General features: G+C 62.6%; 16 protein-coding genes and 1 tRNA gene. 11 read left to right on the top strand and 6 right to left on the bottom strand.

The features are described 5' to 3' along the window. Positions 1–43 precede the first annotated feature (43 nt). Complete coding sequence (locus NDO48_RS11805; RefSeq protein WP_018426888.1) at positions 44–1585, bottom strand: ABC transporter substrate-binding protein; 1542 nt, start codon at positions 1583–1585, stop codon at positions 44–46. A 34-nt stretch (positions 1586–1619) separates the two neighbouring features. Further along, positions 1620–2633, bottom strand: a complete 1014-nt coding sequence (locus NDO48_RS11800; RefSeq protein WP_267321497.1) for a GntR family transcriptional regulator — start codon at positions 2631–2633, stop codon at positions 1620–1622. A gap of 193 nt (positions 2634–2826) precedes the next feature. Between NDO48_RS11800 and NDO48_RS11795 the strand changes: the two genes are divergently transcribed. Continuing rightward, complete coding sequence (locus tag NDO48_RS11795) at positions 2827–3810, top strand: aldo/keto reductase (protein ID WP_267321496.1); 984 nt, start codon at positions 2827–2829, stop codon at positions 3808–3810. Between the two features lie 122 nt (positions 3811–3932). On the opposite strand, the gene NDO48_RS11790 is transcribed toward NDO48_RS11795, so the two are convergent. After that, positions 3933–5081, bottom strand: a complete 1149-nt coding sequence (locus NDO48_RS11790; RefSeq protein WP_267321495.1) for an AGE family epimerase/isomerase — start codon at positions 5079–5081, stop codon at positions 3933–3935. Between the two features lie 348 nt (positions 5082–5429). On the opposite strand from NDO48_RS11790, the gene NDO48_RS11785 reads away from it, so the two are divergent. The 6 genes from NDO48_RS11785 (at position 5430) to NDO48_RS11760 (ending at position 12648) form a co-directional block, all read left to right on the top strand. Further along, positions 5430–6467, top strand: a complete 1038-nt coding sequence (locus tag NDO48_RS11785; RefSeq protein ID WP_051091948.1) for a LacI family DNA-binding transcriptional regulator — start codon at positions 5430–5432, stop codon at positions 6465–6467. Positions 6468–6729: 262 nt separating this feature from the next. Beyond that, positions 6730–8565, top strand: a complete 1836-nt coding sequence (locus NDO48_RS11780; RefSeq protein ID WP_267321494.1) for an ABC transporter permease — start codon at positions 6730–6732, stop codon at positions 8563–8565. Between the two features lie 47 nt (positions 8566–8612). Next, entirely contained in the window at positions 8613–9842 is a 1230-nt protein-coding gene (locus NDO48_RS11775) for an ABC transporter substrate-binding protein (RefSeq protein ID WP_018426894.1), read from the top strand. 29 nt (positions 9843–9871) lie between these two features. Beyond that, positions 9872–11005, top strand: a complete 1134-nt coding sequence (locus NDO48_RS11770) for an ABC transporter ATP-binding protein (RefSeq protein ID WP_018426895.1) — start codon at positions 9872–9874, stop codon at positions 11003–11005. Positions 11006–11099: 94 nt separating this feature from the next. Further along, complete coding sequence (locus tag NDO48_RS11765; RefSeq protein ID WP_018426896.1) at positions 11100–11984, top strand: inositol monophosphatase family protein; 885 nt, start codon at positions 11100–11102, stop codon at positions 11982–11984. Positions 11985–12084: 100 nt separating this feature from the next. Then, entirely contained in the window at positions 12085–12648 is a 564-nt protein-coding gene (locus NDO48_RS11760) for a tyrosine phosphatase family protein (RefSeq protein WP_018426897.1), read from the top strand. A 461-nt stretch (positions 12649–13109) separates the two neighbouring features. Here NDO48_RS11760 and NDO48_RS11755 read toward each other — a convergent pair. Further along, positions 13110–13184 (bottom strand) — tRNA-Gln (locus NDO48_RS11755). A gap of 118 nt (positions 13185–13302) precedes the next feature. Continuing rightward, positions 13303–13641, bottom strand: a complete 339-nt coding sequence (locus NDO48_RS11750) for a VOC family protein (protein ID WP_018426899.1) — start codon at positions 13639–13641, stop codon at positions 13303–13305. Between the two features lie 206 nt (positions 13642–13847). Between NDO48_RS11750 and ppdK the strand changes: the two genes are divergently transcribed. Beyond that, positions 13848–16514 carry a pyruvate, phosphate dikinase gene (ppdK, locus tag NDO48_RS11745; protein ID WP_018426900.1) on the top strand — a complete coding sequence of 889 codons (2667 nt, stop codon included), beginning with the start codon at positions 13848–13850 and terminating at the stop codon, positions 16512–16514. Between the two features lie 192 nt (positions 16515–16706). Then, positions 16707–17447: a polysaccharide deacetylase family protein gene (locus NDO48_RS11740; protein WP_018426901.1), complete on the top strand. Its 741-nt coding sequence runs from the start codon at positions 16707–16709 to the stop codon at positions 17445–17447. 116 nt (positions 17448–17563) lie between these two features. Here NDO48_RS11740 and NDO48_RS11735 read toward each other — a convergent pair whose 3' ends face one another. Then, on the bottom strand, positions 17564–18205 hold the full coding sequence (locus NDO48_RS11735) for a hypothetical protein (RefSeq protein ID WP_018426902.1): 642 nt from the start codon (positions 18203–18205) through the stop codon (positions 17564–17566). A 169-nt stretch (positions 18206–18374) separates the two neighbouring features. Between NDO48_RS11735 and NDO48_RS11730 the strand changes: the two genes are divergently transcribed. Both NDO48_RS11730 and NDO48_RS11725 read left to right on the top strand, forming a co-directional pair. Further along, positions 18375–20009, top strand: a complete 1635-nt coding sequence (locus NDO48_RS11730; protein ID WP_018426903.1) for a long-chain-fatty-acid--CoA ligase — start codon at positions 18375–18377, stop codon at positions 20007–20009. Positions 20010–20212: 203 nt separating this feature from the next. Further along, positions 20213–20962, top strand: coding sequence for a DUF1499 domain-containing protein (locus tag NDO48_RS11725; protein ID WP_018426904.1), 750 nt, complete (start codon positions 20213–20215; stop codon positions 20960–20962). The last annotated feature ends 92 nt before the right edge of the window (positions 20963–21054 follow it).

Genomic DNA, 21054 nt, shown 5'->3' with positions numbered 1-21054 from the left:
GTCGATCGCCGGCCAGCGCAGACGCGCTGGCCGGCGATCGGGCTCAGTCGGCAAGGCCGATCAGTCCGCGCAGATAGCCACGCGGCGTTGCCTGTACCTCGGTCGGCATCTTCTTCTGGTAGAACATCTGGTAGCCCTGATCGGAGACCACGAAGTAGGGCAGGTCCTTGGCCAGGATCGTCGCCGCCTTCTGGTAGGCTTCGATGCGCTTGGCCTGGTCCAGCGTCGAACGCCCGGCGTTCAGGAGCGTGTCCACCTCGGGGTTGGAATAGCCGCCCCAGTTGGTCGGCCCGCCAGTGGTGAACTGGGCATACATCAGCCGATCAGGATCGACGATGTTCAGCCAGCCGAGCAGGGCGATCTGGTGCTTGCCCTGCTGTACGTAGTTGGTCGAGAAGCTGGGCCAGTCGGAGATCTGCGCCTTGGCTTCGACGCCGGCCTGCTGGAACACCGCCTGCATGAACTCGAGCGTCTGGACGCGATTGGGGTCTTCACTGTGCGTGGCCAGGGTCACCGTCAACGGCTTGCCGTCCTTGTCCAGGATGCCGTCGCCATTGCTGTCTTTCCAGCCGAGTTCGTTGAGCAGCTTGACCGCGCCTTCGACATTGAAGGTCGGTTGCTTGATCTCGGCCGAGTAGGCCCATGACGCCGGCAGGATCAGCGACGAGGCAACCTGGTCGACGCCTTGGTAGATGTCGTTGACGATCGTCTGCTGGTCGACCAGCATTGACAGTGCCTGCCTCATCTTCGGCTCGGCCAGCAGCGGGTCCTTGGTGTTGAAGTTGAGGTAGGTGACGCCCAGTCCTGCCATCTTGATGTTGCCGAAGCGGTCGTCACCGGCCAGGCGGGTGATGTCCTGTGGCGACAGCGGCGACTGGATCACATCGAGATCGCCGGCCTCGAAAGCCTGTGCGCGGGCCGAGTTGTCGCCGATGATCTTCAGCGTCACCTTGTCGACCGTCGGCGCGCCACGCCAGTAGTTGGCATTGGCCTCGAGCACGATCTCACTGCCGCGGTTCCAGCTTGTCAGCTTCATCGGACCGGCGCCAACGGGCTTGGTCGAGATGTCCTGGCCGCTTTCGGCAGCTTTCTTCGAGACGATGCCGACGTCGAGATAGGTCAGCAGCGGCGCATAGGGGGCCGACAGCTCGAACTTGACCGTCTGGGCGTCGACAGCGGTAACCGCCTTGACCGGGGTGAATAGTGCGCGGATCGGCGAGCTGAAGTCGGGCTTCAGCAAGGTCGTGTAGGTGAACACCACATCGTCGGCGGTCAGCGGCGAGCCGTCGGAGAACTTGAGATCAGGGCGCAGCTTGAAGATGAAGGTCTGCGGATCGGGCGTCTCCCAGCTTTCAGCCAGGTCGGGAACCGGCTCCAGCTTGGGCGTGATGTGGACCAGGCCGGCATAGACGAGATCGGCAGCGCGATAGGCTGTCGAGTCGCGAGCCAGTCGCGGATCGAGCGTGCCGGCGTCAACGTCGGTTCCCACCACCAGTGTGCCGGCAGCGAAGGCCGAGCCGGCACCGATTGAAAGTGCAGCTATCGTCAGGCCTATGGCGCTGACAGTCGACAGAAAAGTTCTCATTCCCCAACCTTGTTGTTTTGCGTTTGGATTTTGCTCACTTGCCGGAGGGCTCGGCCGAGCCGTCGTTGCCGGCAACTTTTGCCTGTCTCAGCTCGCTCAGATACGGAACGAGCAGGTTCTCGACCGACGCGGGATCGGGCGCATGACGATATTCGAAACACGGGATGCCGGGCCGCACGAGTTCGGCGACATGGTCGGCACCGGTTGCGTAGATGACTGCATCCGAGCCGGCGATGATCTCGCGGACATCGGGGGCGGCAGACCAGGTCACCTTGATCTCGGAGACGTGCGGGGCGTATTCGCGCACGCTCGGCCGCATGACGGCAATGTAGTCCTGCAGCTGGGCGATCGCTGCGACGCGAGAGCGCGGGTCGAGCAGCGCCAGCGCCTGCCGCGTCTGGCCCGACGGGATGAAGCGCAGTGCCAGGATGTTGGCCTCAGGCACGATCTCGCGCAGCTCAAGCTCACGGTTGAGGAAGGTCAGCACCAGGTCGGCGTCGAGGCAGGCTTGTCGCGACGCTTCGTCGGCGCGCAGCCCGTCCATGGTCAGAAGCGAAATCGTATCGCCGGAAGCAAACACCGGCCGGATCTGCTCGATGTAGTCATAGCCGGGGCCCTCGAACATCGCCACGAAGACGACATTGAGGCCGGCCTTGGGCCTGCGCAGTTGCGACTGGGCGTTGAGCATCGACACCAGCGTCGCTGTCGGCACGCCGAGCCGCTCGGCTTTGCCAAGCAACACCTCGATGTCGATGCGCAGGGCCGATGCCGGCGCCGTGTCGGCCACGATGTTGTAGGTCTTGTGCGCAACGAAGGCGCCGAGCCCCTGGCGCATCTCGATGAGGCCCGCATCGCGCAGGCGCTGGTAGACCGCCGCGACCGTCATCGGCGCGATGCCGAGATCGGAAGCCAACTGGCGGACCGACTGCAGCTTAGTGCCGTGGGGCAGGTCTCCGAACGACAGTGCATAGTTCAGCAGGCCATGAAGCTGCGTCCCGACGGGGACGGGCAGGGACTTGTCGATACTGGACGCGTCGATGCTGAACACGTGTACTATCCAATTGATACACTGAACGATAACACCGAGATCGTGCTGCGCAAGATGCTAATTTGCGAATGCGCTGATTTTTTTGAATCTGCCGAAAACCTATTGATCTCAGATATTTCGTAGCCATAAAGAGATCTCAGATGGCAATAATCGTAAAAATCAGACCCGGGCGATCGGCTGGAAAGGTGTACTAATGCAATATGTCAATCTCGGCCGTTCCGGCTTGAAAATCTCGCGGATCGCACTGGGCTGCATGTCGTTCGGTTCGTCCAAATGGGCGCCTTGGGTGCTCGACGAAGAGGCGTCGGCGCCGATCATCTCGAAGGCGGTCGAGCACGGCATCAATTTCTTCGACATGGCCGACATGTATTCGGCCGGCGCCTGCGAGGAGGTCGTTGCCAAGGTGCTCAAGCCGCTGGTGCCCCGACACAAGCTGGTGCTTGCGACCAAGCTCTACAATCCGATGAGCGCGGATCCGAACGACCGTGGCCTGTCGCGCAAGCATGTATTCGAGGCGGTCGATGCCAGCCTGAAGCGACTGGGCACCGACTATATCGACCTCTATCAGCTGCATCGCTTCGACTATGAGACGCCGCTCGAGGAAACGCTGGATGCGCTCGACGACGTCGTCCGCGCCGGCAAGGTCCGTTATCTCGGTGCGTCGTCGATGCACGCCTGGCAGTTCATGAAGGCCATTGGCCTGCAGCGCCAGCACGGCTGGGCCCCGTTCGTGTCGATGCAGCCGCACTACAATTTGATTTACCGCGAGGAAGAGCGCGAGATGCTGCCGCTCTGCCGTTCGGAAGGCGTCGGCGTCATTCCGTGGAGCCCGCTGGCGCGCGGCCTGCTGGCCGGCCGTCGCACCGGCGATGAAGCGGCCACCGTCCGCGCGAAGACCGATGCCACGGCGCAGGCGCTCTACGATCGCACGCGCGATCAGGACAATGCCGTGATCGACGCCGTGCGCAAGGTCGCCGAGCGGCACGGCAAGCCGATGGCACAGATCGCCTACGCATGGGTGGCTTCGCGTCCCGGCATTTCCGCGCCGCTGGTCGGCATCTCCAAGCTGCGCCAGTTCGACGATGCGATCGCATCACTGGACATCGAGCTTACGGACGCAGACGTGGTCGAGATGGAAGCGTCCTACGGCCCGAAGGCTGTCGCCGGCCACGTTTGACCGCGTCATCGGCTCTGAGGTGACTTAGCCGCGTCAGGTGATGATTGGCCTCCATCATCGCCTGACGCTTTGGCGGTCCTGTTTGGGCCGTTGTCTGGTACTTCGATTTCAAGGCAAGCGGGTCAGGGTGTCGCAAAGGCAGCGACACGGGACGTGGCGCCCGGTCGATTCAGCAACTCGGCGACGGCGGTCCAGAGGTGATAGAGGGAGCTCCCTGGGATCGTTCGCGCTGTAGGGCGGCCATTGAGGTCGAAGCAGTCCCTCCATGTGCCCGGCGGGGTGTCGGCCAGATAGCTTTCGAACAGTGCGCCGGCGACCTGCTCGGCGAACTCGTGGTTGGCATCGCCCATCGCGAGATTGGCCTTGAGGAATTCCACCTGCGGCCAGAGCCGGCGCTTGTCGCTCAGCAATGTGCCGCCGGGATCGATTTCGTCCATGACGAAGGGCCAGCCGGTGGCCTTGCCGCGCAGGGCATTGGCAAACAGCAGCCGCTTTTCCCGGGAAAGGTCGCGACCCGACAGCTTTTCATAGCGTCCAAGCAGCCATACCCATTCGCTCATGTGGCCGGGGGACAGGCGGTCGGAGTCGAATTCGGTCGAGACCTCCCATTCTGGGCCGAAATACTCCCGCAGCAGGCCGTACCTTTCGTCGAAGAACCGCCCCTGAAACAACAGGTATAGTTCGCCTGCGCGCGCCGCATGCCGGCAATCCGGAAACGCTTCCCACAAAGCCAGAAACGCTTCGAACAGATGCATATGCGGGTTCTGGCGACGAGGCAGGGTGCCGCGTTCGTCTTCGGCATAGCCGGTGAAGCGACCATCGAGCGTGGTGTCGAGCACCTCGACGACCTCGGCAATCGCATGGCGGTAGCAAGCCTTGGCTGTCGCCGTGGAAAGGGCAGCCAGTGCAAGCAAGACGCAGGCATGGTCGTAGAGGTCGCGCCGCGAATCGGTGACGGTCGCCGAGGCGATGTCGATCGCCGATGCATAACCGCGCGGGCTGTCGTTAGACCAGGCGATCTTCCTCAGGCTTGCGAACGCCGCCTCGGCCTTGGCAAGGGCACCGTCAGGTGCGACGCCGAGGGAATGTGCATGGGCAAAAACATAGATCTGTCGGGCCGCGGTGCGAGCCCGCACGATGCCGGACTTGTCCGGCGTGCCGTCAAGGTCCAGCCCTTCGATGAACTGTTGCGCACCTTCATCGAACGCCGCCTCAAGCCACCGGGGCATGACGGTGTCGATGAAGTACGATTTCAGGCGAACCAGTCCCATGCCTTGCGTATCCCCTCCCTGGCGCTGGGCAGCCGGTGCCCACGTTCGTGCAGGGCGGAGCGCTCCGGCCGGATGCGGTGCCTGCCTGATCGTTGTGCTGTGCTGCAATGCGCGTATCGAGCTGTCGGCCCATACGTACCCTCCTGCAGTTTGCACGGATTGTACGCGCGTGCAATGTACGCGCGTACATTTTATGGTGTTCGGAGCATTTCAGGCGTTGTCGAGGTGTGGTCATTGTCGAGGGAGGGCGATGCCTTGTCCTCGTAGGGCATCAACGGCCCACTCCAGATTGACAGCAGCCATTCTCAATCCCTAAGGGTGTTGTACTGTCTGTTCATGGATGCCCCAATGAAAAGGAAGCCGTCAGGCGCTGGCGGCCGCAGAGAGTCCCAGGCTTTTGTCACCGCACAGGATGTGGCTGATCTGGCAGGGGTTTCGCGCGCGGCCGTGTCACGCACCTTTACCTACGGGGCCAGCGTCTCGGCGGAGACGCGCCAGCGCGTCATCCGTGCGGCGGAAGCGCTCGGCTATCGGGTCAACCGGCTGGCGCAAACGCTCAGTGGCGGCCATTCCAACCTGGTTGGCATCGTCGTTGCCAACATGAGCAGCCCGCATATGTCGCATCAGCTGGACCAGCTCAGCGGTGCCCTTCTTCGGCGCGGCCTGCAATGCCTGCTGCTGAATGCCTCGGCCATCTCGGGCGACATTTCCCAACTTATTGAACTTATACTGGAATTCCGTGTTCGTGCCGTCGTGATCCTGTCGGGGACGCCGCCCGAGTCGATCATCGAGGAGTGCAAGAGCAACAACGTCAGGATGGTGCTGGTCGACCGCAGTCATCATGACGACGTGGACAACATCGTCAGCGACGACGCCCATGGCGCCCGCCTGGCCGCTGACCGGCTGATCGCTGCCGGCTGCACCCAGGTGGCCGTCGTCAGCGCCCGCAAGACGTCGAGCCAGTTCCGTCGCCGCACGGAGTTCATCGCCCATATGCAAAAAGCAGGGATCAAGACGATCCCCTGGGCCATGGATGAGCCCAGCTACGATGCCGGCAAGCGTGCCGGGTTCGAGCTGCTTCAGAATGGCGGCATCGACGGCGTGTTCTGCGTCACGGATCTGCTTGCCATCGGCATGCTCGACGCGGCGCGCACCCTGTCCAGGCGTGTCCCCGAAGACGTCAGCGTGATCGGTTTTGACGACATCCCCCAGGCGAACTGGCACGCCTACCAGCTGACAACGATCCGCCGTAAGCAGAACGCCATCGCCGAGGCCATTCTCGAGGCGATCGAGCGCGACGATGCCAGTGGAGCGCCGCTGCTGTGCTCAATTCCGGTGGAACTGGTCGAGCGCAGCACCGCAAAGACCCCGTCTGATCAGGGCTGACTCTGCCTATCGTGTGATTTGATCTTTTTGTATTTTGCAATCGCGTACACTCGGCGGGTGCACTTTTGCGCAAAATTGTTTCGATAATTGTCCTATTTCGGCAGGAATTCGGCCTAATTTGACCGATTTGCAGAAAATATCGATGTTGATGCCATTTTACTTCTGACTCTGATTGACAGGTTTTGCAATCGCGTACATTGTTCTTCACCAAGGCGACAAGGGGAAGCTAAGCGGTCGCCGCTGTACATCTATTGGGGGGATCATGCTCGACCAGCAAACAATTGCGCGGGGCGATGCTGGCCGGGCAATGTCGGCCTTTGCCGCGTTACGCTTCTGGTTTTCCAGGATTTCGGTCGAGAAATGGCTCGGATTCGCGCTGACGCTTGCCCTTGTCGCTCTCATCGTCGTTCCGCTGGCGGAGCTGATCCGTGAGACCTTTACGGTCCAGCAGTATGATCGGGTCTACCTGCCGGGCGCGAAAGTTGGAGACTTCACATTTTTCCATTATGAGCGCGTGTTCAACAGCAAGTTGTCCATGGCGCTGTTTTTCAAGCCGTTCCTGAATTCGCTGATTACGGCATTTGCGGCCACGGTTGTCTGCCTGGCGCTGGGCGGAACCCTGGCGTGGCTGGTGGTTCGCACCGACATTCCTTTCCGCGGCACGCTCCATACCATCGTGATGATCCCGTACATGCTGCCGTCCTGGGTGATGGCGTTGGGCTGGCTGATCTTTTTCAAGAACGAGCGCATCGGCGGCTCGCCCGGCGTGTTCGCCTATCTGACTGGCATGCAGCCGCCGGACTGGCTTGCCTATGGCGCCGTGCCAATCGTGATCTGCCTTTCGCTGCACTATTATGTCTACGCCTACCTCACCGTTTCGACTTCGATCGCCAATGTCGACAGCCAGCTTGAGGAGGCGGGAGCCATGGCTGGCCTGTCGCGACGCAAGCAGTTGCTCATGATCACGATGCCGCTGCTGTTGCCGGCCATCGGCTCGGCCGTCGTGATGACCTTCATTCGCGTCGTGGGGTCGTTCGGCACGCCGGCGGTTCTTGGCATGCCGGTGCGCTTCTATGTCCTGCCGACGCAGATCTATGCCGCCATCGGTATGCGCAACATCGGCGACGGCTTCCTTCTGGCGCTCGTCCTGGTCCTGCTCGCCGGCCTGTTCATCTACATCAACCAACGGCTGGTCGGTGTGCGCAAGAGCTTCGTGACTTTGACGGGCAAGGGCTTCCGAACCCGCACCACACCGCTCGGCTGGTGGCGCTGGCCGGCCCTGCTTTTGATCGGGTTCCTGCTCCTGGCCGCGGTCGTCTTCCCGCTCGGATTGCTGGTGCTGCAGTCGCTGATCAAGCAGGTCGGCAACTACGACCTGACCAACCTCACGCTCTACTACTGGATCGGCGGCAACTCCGAAGGCATGGCGATCAACCAGCCGTCGCTGGTCGACAACGCAGACATCATCGCCTCGACCTGGAACAGCCTCAAGCTTTCGTTCTTTGCGGCACTTGGGGCAGGGTTCTTCGGCGCGCTGATCAGCTATGTCGTGGTTCGCACCAGGGGATCCTTCGGTTCGCGGGCGCTCGAGACGATCGCCTTCATGCCCTACATCTTCCCCGCACTCGCCTTCGGTGCGATCTACATCGGCCTGTTTGCCCGGCCGATCGGCCCGATACCGGCACTCTACGGCACCTTCGCCTTGCTGGTGCTGATCTGTACGGTGAAGATGTTGCCCATCATCACACGGACCAGCATCTCGACACTGCTCCAGCTCGACAAGTCGCTGGAAGAGGCAGCACAGGTCCAGGGCATAGGCTGGGTCAAGCGGATGATCCGCATCGTCGTGCCGATCATTGCCGGCGGATTGTTCTCCGGCATGTTGCTGGCCTTCGTCAGCGTCATGCGCGAACTGTCGCTGATCATCCTTCTGGTGACGCCATCGACCAACGTGCTTGCCGGCGCGATCTACAACTACCAGATCGGCGGGCTCGAGCAGCTGGTGGGCGTCGCCTCCACCTTGCTCGTCGTCCTCGTCATTTCGATCAACTTCATCGCCCGTGCAATCGCACGCAGAGCCAGGATCGACGTGATCTGAGCTCGCGCGACATCAGATATTTCAACGCCAAAATAGGGAGATTTGGCATGCGTTTGAAAGCAAGACATCTGACACTCTTGCTGGGGATTGGCCTGGCGCCGGCCGCAGCCAGCGGCGCCTGGGCGCAGAGCTCGCCGGAGTTCGAGGCCTGGCTGAAGGCGTCCAAGCTTGGCGCCCACCAGACCGAGGAGAACTGGGACGAGATCACGGCAGCTGCGAAGAAGGAAGGGGCGCTGACCGTCTACTCCTCGGCAACGACGATGACGGCCGCCGGCGAGGATTTCGCCAAGGCCTATCCCGAGATCAAGGTGCAGGTGTTCCCGCTCGGCTCGGAGAAGACCATCGAGAAGGTGCTGAGCGAGCATCAGGCCGGCATCTACGCCGTCGACGTGGTCTATTCCGGTGGCACCCAGCAGATGGTCTACGACCTGCTGCCCAACCAGAACATCGTCAACTACGTTCCCGCCTATCTGAAGGATCGTATCGATGAGAAGTATCGCGAGCCGCTGCTGACGCAGAACATTGAAGCCTTCGCGATCACCTACAACGGCGAAGTGAACACAGCGCCGCCGATCAAGAACATCTGGGAACTCACGGAGCCCAAGTGGAAAGGGCGCTTCATGATGAAGGCGCCGATCGGATCGGCAACGACGACGACAGCGCTGGCCGCCTTTGTCGAGCACTCCGATGATCTGGACAAGGCCTATGAAGCCTACGCCGGCAAGAAGATCGAGCTGTCCGAGGGCGTCGAGAATGCCGGATACGAGTTCCTGCACCGTATCCTCGCCAACGACGTCGTGATCCAGTCGAACAGCGGCAAGATCGCTGAGGCATCGGGCAAGGCCGGCCAGAAGACGCCGCCGATCACGCTCGCGCCGATGGCCTATCTGACCCGTAACGACACCGATGGCTACGTCAACGTGCCGGCCTACGATCTCATGCCGTCGGGCATCGTCACTTACCCGAACTTCGTCGGCGTCGGCGGCCAGGCGCCGCATCCGAACGCCGCCAAGCTGTTTATCGCCTTCATGATGGGGTCGAAGGACCTCAACAAGGACACACAGCTGAAGGCGCCGTTCCGTGAGGGCGACGCGGGCAAGCTGCTGCAGGGCATGGGGCCTTTCTTCCGCATCGGAACGTTCTCGCCGCGCAACGACGTGCCGATGCCGCCGAACGCCGAGAAGTGGCCTGTTGTGACCAAGTGGCAGGCATCGCCTGAATTCGTTCGCGACAATGTCGCCAAGCTGAACGACTTCTGGCTGCAGCGCGCCAACTAAGATGAACCTGACAACCTGGGGGAACCTCGATGAACGAGATTGAATTGAGGTCTGTTACCAAGACCTACGGCGGTCACCTGGCCATCCCTGGCCTTGACCTGGACGTCGCGAAAGGCAGTTTCGTGACATTGCTGGGTCCCTCGGGTTGCGGCAAGACGACGACGTTGCGCATCATTGCCGGGCTCGAACAGGCCTCGGCCGGCTCGCTCTCGCTCAGCGGGCGGTGCGTCTACTCAAGCGCCGATGGCGTTTTCGTGCCGCCTGAAAAGCGTGGACTGGGGTTCATCTTTCAAAGCTACGCGTTGTGGCCGAACATGAAGGTGGCCCGCAACATCACGCTGGCGCTGACGGAGGCGCGCATGCCGGCAAGCGAGGTGCGCAGCCGGCTTGAGGATGCCCTTGCCAAGGTGCAGCTGAAGGGCCTGGAGGACCGTTACCCCTCCGAGTTGTCGGGTGGCCAGCAGCAGCGTGTCGCGGTCGCAAGGCTGATCGCGGCGCGCAGTTCCATCCTTTTGATGGACGAGCCGCTTTCGAACCTCGACGCCAAGCTGCGCACAGAAATGCGTAAGGAGCTGAAGCGGCTGCATGCCGACCTCGATGCGACGACGATCTACGTTACCCACGACCAGGTCGAGGCGCTGACCATGTCTGACGTGATCGTGGTGATGAAGGACGGCGTCATTGCGCAGAAGGGCACGCCGCACGAACTCTACCACGAACCGGCCAATCTGTTCGTCGCCGAGTTCATCGGCGATCCGAAGATCAACCTTCTGCCTGGGCACATCGGCGGCGACGGGCAGGGGCCGAGGGCAATGCTGGCCGACTTCAGCATTCCACTCGGTGAAGGGTTCGACGTCGAAGGTCCGGTGACATTCGCCATCAGGCCCGAACATGTCGAGATCCACACCAAGGCCGTCCCGGGCTCAGTCGCGGCGGTCGTCGAGATCGTCCAGCCGATGGGCTCGCAGACGATCGTCTCGCTCACGGTCAACGGACGTCCCATCACAGCCTTGATCCCGAAGTTTGCCCAGGATCTTGGACAGACGGAGGTGTGGGTGTCCTTCAGTCCGGAGCACATGCTGGTCTTCGACAAGGACCAGCGCCTGTGCCGCAGGAACATGTCTGTCGCGCTTCGGGACTACCGGCGCCAGGCTGGCGGTTAGCCGCAGGAACGCCCACCAAAGCAGCTGCCATGCCGGCAGCCCATTCGGGCCGCGGCCAAGGTTGCGGCCGGCGCCCAACAACGGGAATATGCCTATGATCTTTTCCAGCGGCGACGCCGAAGCCGTCGTGCACATCATGCGCGAAGTGGCGCGAACCGAAATCCTGCCCAGCTGGCGCAATCTGTCGCCAGGCGCGATCAGGTTCAAGACGTCGATCCATGACATCGTAACGGACGCGGACGAGGCAGCTGAGAGAGCCATCACGGCAAAGCTGCGCGAGCGTTTCCCTGATGCCACCGTCATCGGCGAGGAGGCCGCAGCTTCCAATCCCGCACTGCTCGACCGTTTGTCGGAAGCTGAGTTCGCCTTCATCGTCGACCCGATTGACGGCACCAAGAATTTTTCGGCCGGACTGCCGCTGTTCGGCGTCATCATCGGAGTTGCCTGCCGGGGCGAGGTAATCGCCGGGTTCATCCTCGATCCTGTCGGCGACGACGTCGCCATCGCCTTGCGCGGGGAGGGCGCCTGGATCGAGATGCCCGATGGCAGGCAAAACGACCTTCACGTGGCCAAGGCTGCACCGCTGCATGACATGGTCGGCTGCGTTGCCTGGAACCAGCTGGTCGAGCCGGTCAAGACGACGCTGCTGACCAATCTTGCCAAGGTGCGGGCGGCACCCAGCTATCGCTGCGGCGCGCACGAGTATCGGATGATCGCGGCCGGGCATTATCATTTCCTGCTGCAGGGCAAGATCATGCCGTGGGACCACGCCGCCGGCTGGCTGATCCATCGTGAAGCTGGTGGGTTTGCCGCCCGTTTCGATGCCTCGCCCTACAACGCGGCAACGCATAGCGGCGGGATCCTGTGCGCGCCCGACGAAGACAGCTGGCATCTGCTGCGCGATGCGTTGTTCGAAACATCAGTCGAAAGCTCCGCCATCAAGGCGGGCATGGCGCAGCCGAGCAGCCAGCTACGATGAATGAACGCGGCCGCCGGGGTGCTCCTGCCACCGGTTCGGGCGGCCACCGTTCTGACAGCCCCATTTCAACACCAGATGCCGAAGGACAATTGTGGCAACAATGACTTTCCCAGCCTTGACCGTTTGCGGAATTGAAGAACTGCCCGACCAGAGCGGCCGCAAGGTGACGCATGTGTTGTCGATCCTTGACCCGAACCATCCCGGGGTCGACGCATTCGACGCCTATCCGGCCCACAGCCGCACGACGCTGCGTTTCCATGACATCATCGATCCCGAGCCGAACAAGCTGATGCCGCAACCCGAACATGTCGGCGACGTCATCCGGTTTGCCGAGCATCTGAAGGCAGACGCCGAAGGCGGACACGTGCTGGTCCATTGCCACAAAGGGATTTCGCGCTCGACGGCGGCGATGCTCACCTTGATGGCAGCAGCCAGCCCGGAGGAGGACGCCGAGAGCCTGTTTGCCAGGCTTGCTGCGATCCGTCCCCAGGCATGGCCGAGTTCCCTGATGGTTCGCCTCGCCGACGAACAACTCGGCCGCCGCGGCAGCCTCGTCGCAGCGCTCCGCCGCCACTATGGCCGACAGATCGTGGCGATGCCGCACTATGTCGACTTCATGACCGGCATCGGCCGCCGCGCCGAAGTCGAAATGGCCGAGGCCTGATCACAAGTTGGCGGGGGCATGGATGGACCATGGCCTCCCGCTGGCCTTTTTTCGTCATGTCCCGCAGGCTTCCGCTCAACCTGATGAGCCCAGCTTGTCGACCATCATCCGACCGTTCTTGATGATCGCCGAGTGCGCCAACGCCAATCCCTGGCAGCCAATACAACGGCAACCTCTGAATCCCGTCGACAACGCGGATGCCGAGAAGTCGGTCACACCGGCGAGCTTGTGGGAGGGGCTTCCGTTCTGTGGAAGCTTGATGAGACGCAGGCCGTCGACGACATGAAGACGCCGGGAATTCGTGGAGTGTCAGCGATCAGTGTGCCGTAGTTGAGCGACACACCTGAGGCTGTGCTCTTAGAACGTAACTCTGTACCATCCATGCATTGTGGCGGGCTGAGTTGAGGCGAACAAGGATTCGCAGAAAATCTGCAAATGATTTCAGTCGTTTGTGGACAGGGTGGCTGGGGCGCCAGGATTCGAACCTGGGAATGTCGGTACCAAAAACCGATGCCTTACCGCTTGGCGACGCCCCAACAAGCCGCAGGCATTCAAGTGGTGAGCCGCAGGCGAGTCAATCGATCGCCGCCTTATATGCAGTGCGCGGCAAAAGCACAACGCGCCTTTGCCGCTTTTCCAAAGCCGCGGATGGGCCTATTCACCCCACACGGCGAGCTCGTTGCCGGCCGGGTCGATGAAGTGGAAACGCCGGCCGCCGGGGAACGGGAAGATCGGCTGCACGATCTTGCCGCCGGCATCCAGCACGGCTGCCAGGGTGTCCTCGAGCTTTTCCGAATAGAGCACTGGCAGCGGCTTGGCCGACGGCGCATCCGACTGGAAGCCGCCTTCGATGCCTTCGTCGAAGGCCGAATAGCCGGGGCCATAGTCGGTGAAGGTCCAGCCGAAAGCGGCGCTGTAGAAAGACTTGACGCTGTCGAGCGTGCCGCCGCCGGCGGCCATTTCGAGATAGTCGAGCTTGCCGGTCTTCTTCATCGTCGTCTCCTGAAATTGTTCCTGATATGTTCTATATGGGCCGGATGCCGTGGGCAATAGGCAGGTAGCTCAAGCCGATTAATCGATTGTAGGACGTGACGTTCGGGAACTCTGCCTTGCCTTTCGCAGCGCAGCATCTTATCGCACAGGCAACAGGCGGATGGGGGCCACTGTCCGCTACCACACTCAGTCGGCGAGGAGAGGGCATGACCAAGTGGGTCTACAGGTTTGGCGATGGTGCTGCGGAAGGGCGCGCGGGCGACCGCAATCTGCTCGGCGGCAAGGGGGCTAATCTCGCCGAGATGTGCAGTCTCGGTCTGCCGGTGCCGCCTGGCTTTACCGTCACCACCGAGGCCTGCAACTGGTATTATGCCAACGGCCGCGCATACCCAAAGACGCTGGAAGTGGATGTCCGCGAAGCGCTCGACCATATCGGCGCACTGACAGGCCGCAGCTTCGGCGACCCGGAGAAGCTGCTGCTCGTCTCCGTCCGTTCCGGCGCGCGCGCGTCGATGCCGGGCATGATGGACACGGTCCTCAATCTCGGCCTCAATGACGTCACCGTCGAGGCGCTTGCCCGCGACGCTGGCGATGCGCGCTTCGCCTATGACAGCTATCGCCGCTTCATCACCATGTATTCCGATGTGGTGCTGGGCCTCGATCACGAGGTCTTCGAGGAGATTCTGGAAGACGAGAAGGGGCGGCTGGGTCACGAACTCGATACCGATTTCACCGCCGCCGAATGGCAGAACGTGATCTCGCTCTACAAGGCCAAGGTCGAGGAAGAACTCGGCCGGTCCTTCCCGCAAGATCCGCATGAGCAACTGTGGGGTGCCATCGGTGCGGTGTTCTCGAGCTGGATGAACCATCGAGCCATCACCTATCGCCGCCTGCACGACATTCCCGAGAGCTGGGGCACGGCCGTCAACGTCCAGGCCATGGTGTTCGGCAATATGGGCGACACCTCGGCCACTGGCGTCGCCTTTACCCGCAACCCCTCGACCGGCGAGAAGATGCTTTATGGCGAGTTCCTGGTGAATGCGCAGGGCGAGGACGTCGTTGCCGGCATCCGCACGCCGCAGAACATTACCGAGGCCGCACGCATCGCCGCCGGCTCCGACAAGCCGTCGCTGCAGAAGCTGATGCCCGAGGCATTCGCCAATTTCGTCGCGATTTCGCAGCGGCTCGAAAAGCACTACCGCGACATGCAGGACCTCGAATTCACCATCGAGCGCGGCAAGCTGTGGATGCTCCAGACCCGCTCGGGCAAGCGCACCGCCAAGGCCGCGCTCAAGATCGCCGTCGAGATGGCGGCAGAGGGGCTGATATCAAAGGAAGAGGCGATCGGCCGGATCGATCCTGCATCCCTCGACCAGCTGCTGCATCCGACCATCGACCCCAAGGCCCAGCGCGAGGTGATCGCGGTCGGTCTGCCGGCCTCGCCCGGTGCTGCCACCGGCGAGATCGTGTTCTCGTCCGACGAAGCCGAGGAGATGAAGTCGGCGGGCCGCAAGGTCATCCTCGTCCGCATCGAGACCAGCCCCGAGGACATCCACGGCATGCATGCCTCGGAAGGCATCCTGACGACGCGCGGCGGCATGACCAGCCACGCGGCGGTCGTTGCCCGCGGTATGGGAAAGCCCTGCGTCTCCGGTGCCGGCTCGCTGCGTGTCGACTATCGTCAGGGCACGCTGACGGTGATGGGCAAGGTCTTCCGCAAGGGCGACATCATCACCATCGACGGCGCCAACGGCCAGGTGCTGAAGGGTGCCGTGCCGATGCTGCAGCCCGAGCTGTCGGGCGACTTCGCTGCCATCATGGAATGGGCCGATGCAGCGCGGCGCATGAAGGTGCGCACCAATGCCGAGACGCCTGCCGATGCGCGCATGGCACGCTCCTTCGGGGCCGAGGGCATCGGGCTTTGCCGCACCGAGCACATGTTCTTCGATGGCGATCGCATCATCGCCATGCGCGAGATGATCCTCGCCGACACCGAGAAGGACCGCCGCAAGGCGCTCGACAAGCTTTTGCCGATGCAGCGTTCGGACTTCCTCGAGCTGTTCGAGATCATGGCTGGCCTGCCGGTGACGATCCGCCTGCTCGATCCGCCGCTGCACGAATTCCTGCCCAAGACTGAGGAGGAAATCGCAGAAGTGGCCGAGGCGATGAACGTGCCGGCCGACAAGCTGCGCCAGCGCACCGAGGCCCTGCACGAATTCAACCCGATGCTCGGCCATCGTGGCTGCCGCCTGGCTGTCTCTTATCCCGAGATCGCCGAGATGCAGGCGCGCGCTATCTTCGAGGCGGCCGTCGAGGCCGGCAAGAAGACCGGAAGCCCCGTCGTTCCCGAAATCATGGTGCCGCTGGTGGGCCTGATGAAGGAACTCGACTACGTCAAGGCGCGCATCGACCAGGTCGCCCAGAGCGTCATGCAGGAGAGCGGCACGAAGATCGACTACCTCACCGGCACGATGATCGAGCTGCCGCGTGCGGCGATCCGGGCGCATGTCATTGCCGAGGCGGCCGAGTTCTTCTCTTTCGGCACCAACGACCTGACGCAGACGACCTTCGGCATTTCGCGCGACGACGCGGCGTCCTTTCTCGAAACCTACCGGCAGAAGGGCATCATCGAGCAGGATCCGTTCGTGTCGCTCGACATCGAAGGCGTCGGCGAACTGGTGAAGATCGCTGCCGAAAAGGGCAGGGCGACGCGGCCCGAGATCAAGCTCGGCATCTGCGGCGAGCATGGCGGTGATCCGGCCTCGATCCGTTTCTGCGAAAGCGTCGGGCTGGACTACGTCTCGTGCTCGCCTTTCCGCGTGCCGATCGCCCGGCTTGCGGCTGCGCAAGCGGCGGTGAAAGCGAAGGGGTAAGCGCCTCGGTCTTGCCAGGCTGTGCCCGGAGCAAATTTCCGGGCGCGGGTCGCCGTGTCAAACGCGCTGATGGAACATCGGCCTTGAAGCCCTACGTGGGCATTCCACGTAGGTATTTCATTGCCGTCATCATCGCGCCAAGATTCGAGCGCCAGTGAGCGCCATCTCGGACGACGATGTTTGGAATTTTGCATGCGCATGCCCGGCAGGTTTTTGATTGGTGCGGCTCTGGCCGCACTTCTGGCATCTCAGGCTTCCGCCGCAGCCCTGCTGGAACCGAGACTGCATCTCAAGCCGTCGGGTGAAGCGCGACCGCGGGTGGCGCTGACGCTTGATGCCTGCGGCGGAGCGACCGATGCGCGCATTCTTTCCACGCTCGTCGACAACAAGATCCCCGCGACGATCTTCGTCACCGGCATGTGGCTGAAGCGCAATGCGGCGGCCTTTGCCATCATGAAGGCGCATCCCGAGTTGTTTGAACTCGAAAACCATGGCGCTCGGCACATTCCCGCCGTCGACACCCCGCACAAGATCTATGGGTTGAAGAGCGCCGGCAGCGTCGAGGCGGTGCAGGCCGAAGTCGAGGCCGGTGCGCTGGCGCTGACCGAACGTGGCGGGCCTGCACCGAAATGGTTCCGCGGCGCCACGGCGCAATACAGTCCGACCTCGATCGCGCTGATCCGCCAGATGGGCTTCCGCATCGCCGGCTATTCGGTCAATGGCGACGGCGGCTCGCTGCTCGGCGCACGCGAGACAGAAAGGCGTGTCGCCTCCGCCAAGGACGGTGACGTCATCATCGCCCACATCAACCAGCCGACCCACGCGGCCGGCGGCGGGCTGGTCAAGGGCCTGCTGGCGCTCAAGGCCAAGGGTTATGACTTCGTGCGGCTGGACGATGTCGAGGACGACGGCACCGACGACACGACGAACTGACGCCGTCGTGCCGCCAAGGCAGTTCCACGAAGAGTGCGAAGCGGTTTTCCGTCCCGGAATTGCGTCAGCGTAGAAGTGCGGGCGTTTCGCCGACACAAGGAAGGCGGCGCGCTAAATCAGGCTGCGGCGCGGAAGGCTTCGACCACCCCGACATAGGCTTCGGCGAGCTTGGCCAGCGGGCTCGTGCTGCGGCTGGCCGACTCGACCTTGAGCTTGCCTCCGGTGGCGGGCAGCGAAAGCAGCAGGAACTGGCGCCTCGCGCCGTCGCCGATCGATGCGGCAGCGACATGCTTGTCTTCACCGGCCTCGTCGAGACGCATCTTGAAAAGCAGGATGCCGCCGACAGCTTCCAGCGCGTCGTCGACCATGTGGGCGAATTCCGATTCCGAAACGCAATCTGCGGCAATGGACGGCGCCGGTATGGTCACGGCAGCAACCGCAGGCTCCTCGGTAACCGGGGGCTCTGCGCTTGCTGCGACGGGAGCCTCGACGGCCTCGGAGATCGCATCTTCCAACAGGTCTTCAGCTGAGAGTTCGATCTCGTCGGTGCCTTCCGCGACCGGGCCGGAGTCATCAGCTAGGATGGTTACGTCGCTGCTTGATCCCTCGGCGATGCTGTCGCCAACCAGGACCTTTTCAGCGGCGACCAGATCCTGCTCGATCGATTCTGCAACAGCGCCCGGAACATCCTCCGGCTGCTGCGCCAACGCTTCGTGCTGCGGCAGGCTCTCGTCCTCCGCGCGGGGATGCGTATCCATGAGATCCCTCACAATATCTTATTTGCCCCGCCAGCCATTAATGAAGGTTAACCGGGACCGTGGCCGCAATAAGGCCAGTGCCGCTTTGCCGGCTTCGCCCTGTCTTCGTCGCACTGGACAATCCCGGCATTGGGACCAAAGATGCTCAAGACGATTTGGGAGGATCGACATGCTCGGACTGATGCAGGAATGGCCTCTGCTGTGCCACAAGATCATGGACCATGCCGCCCGACAGCACCCGCACCGCGAGGTCGTGTCGAGGTCGGTCGAGGGACCGATCGTGCGCACGACTTATTCCGAGCTTCGGACGAGGTCGCTGAAGGTCGCCCAGAGGCTCGAACGTGATGGCCACAAGGTCGGTGACCGCATCGCCACGCTGGCCTGGAACACCGCCCGCCACATGGAAGCCTGGTACGGCATCATGGGCATGGGGGCAGTCTACCACACGCTCAACCCGCGCCTTTTCCCCGAACAGCTTGTCTGGATCATGAAGCATGCGCAGGATCAGGCGCTGTTCGTCGATCTCACCTTCATGCCGCTGGTCGAAAAGATCGCGCCGCATATCGCCTCGTTGCGCCAGATCATCGTGCTGTCCGATGCCGCCCATTTGCCACCGACAGCGCTGCCCAATGTCGTGGCCTATGAGGAGTGGCTGGCCGAGGCCGACAGCGACTTTGCCTGGAAGGACCTCGACGAACATGCCGCCGCCGGCATGTGCTACACCTCGGGCACGACGGGCGATCCCAAGGGCGTGGTCTACAGCCACCGCTCCAACATTCTCCATGCGATGATCGCGGTCATGCCGGATGCCATGGGCATCTCGGCACGCGACGTGGTCATGCCGGTGGTGCCGATGTTCCACGCCAATGCCTGGGGGCTCGCGCAGAGCACGCCGATGGTCGGCGCCAAGATGGTCATGCCCGGCGGCAAGATGGACGGCGCCTCGATCTACGAGATGCTCGACACGGAGCGCGTCAGCTTCACGGCGGCGGTGCCGACGATCTGGCTGATGCTGCTGCAGCATCTGGAGGAGACCGGCAAGAAGCTGCCGCATCTCGACAGGGTCGTCATCGGCGGCTCGGCCTGCCCGCGCGCCGTCACCGAGAAATTCGAGCGCAACTACGGGGTCGAGGTGATCCATGCCTGGGGCATGACCGAAATGTCGCCGCTCGGCACCTTGTGCACCATCAAGCCGGAGTATCAGGAACTGGAGGGCAACGATCGCCTGAGCATCCAGCAGAAGCAGGGATACACGCCGTTCGGCGTCGAGATGAAGGTCACCGACGACGACAACAAGGAATTGCCCTGGGACGGCAAGACTTTCGGGCGCCTGAAGGTGAGGGGGCCGGCGGTGTCGGCGTCCTATTTCGGTGGGGCGAGCGCCGAGCAGTTCGACCGTGAGGGCTGGTTCGATACCGGCGACGTCGCCCATATCGACGAACATGGCTATATGCAGATCACCGACCGTTCCAAGGACGTGATCAAGTCGGGCGGCGAGTGGATTTCCTCGATCGAGCTGGAGAACCTGGCTGTCGGCCATCCCGACGTGCAGGAGGCGGCGGTCATCGGCGTGAGGCACTCGCGCTGGGACGAACGGCCGTTGCTGGTGATCGTGCGCAAGCAGGGCAAGGAGCCGGCGAAGACGGACATCCTGGCCTTCCTCGATGGCAAGGTTGCCAAGTGGTGGATGCCCGATGACGTGGCCTTCGTCGATGAGATACCGCACACGGCAACGGGCAAGATACAGAAGATGGAGTTGCGCGAGCGCTTCAGGGATTATCGCCTGCCCACCGATAGCGCCTGACACGTCTCATGTGTGGAAAGGCTGACCTCCCCGCCTTTCCACTTCAACCTCGGGCGGAATCCTTCTAGTTTCCACTGACGGCGCCGCATCGCCTAGGGAGGCGGCGCCCTGACGTCCGTGGGGTGGGTAACGGGTCTATGGTTGAGTATCAGTCGAGATATCTGGAGCCGCGCACCACGCGCGCCGCCGGCCTGTCCAGGGGAATGGCCTCGTTTTCCGCCGTCCTGTTGATCACCGCCGTGCTCGGTCATCGCCGCGGCCTGATCGACACCGTTGCCTTCTTCTGGGTGCTCGGCATCGTCGCTCTGCTTGCCGCTTTTGCGCTGCTTTTGTCAGGCTTTGCGTTTTCGCGCCTGTGGAAGTTCGGCGACCAGGGCGGGCACGACCTGACCATCGGCGCCTTGCTGGCACTTGTCGTGCTCGCGCCCTTTGCGCTGACCGCCTACCAGATCGCCGCCTATCCGATGCTGCGCGACATCTCGTCCGACACCGACGATCCGCCTGCGCTGACGGCGGCCGCCTCGCTGCGCACACCCGACATGAACCGCATCGAGCCGATGACGCTTGGCGAGCGCACACTGCAGGCGCAGGCCTATCCGCTCGTTGCCGGCAGGCGCTACGATCTGTCGCTCGACCGCGTGCTCGACAGCCTTGTGACGGTGCTCAATCGGCAAGGCTGGCAGATCGTCGTGCCGCCGCCGCCGTCGGAGCAGGCAAAGGGCGAGGTCGACATCGAGGCAGTGGCGCGCAGCTTCATCCTGTCGCTGCCGTCGGATATTGCGATCAGGCTCGTCGACGACGGCGATTCCACCTTCGTCGACATGCGCTCTGCCTCGCGCTACGGCCGTCACGACCTCGGCGACAACGCCCAGCGCATCATCGACTTCCTCACTCAACTCGACCAGGAAATCGCAACCCAGGCCGGAACCGCCACGCCGGCACCAGCGCAATAGGGCATTTCCGCTTTCCTCGAAGCGCAAGGTCGCTCTATCTCTTTTTCTTGCGCAATGCCGGACGGAAACCGCGCCGCCCGTTTCTGGAGTTG

It is taken from the genome of Aminobacter sp. MET-1 (genome assembly GCF_026521175.1).
Lineage (GTDB): Bacteria > Pseudomonadota > Alphaproteobacteria > Rhizobiales > Rhizobiaceae > Aminobacter.
This window is presented reverse-complemented; position numbering and strand designations above follow the sequence as displayed.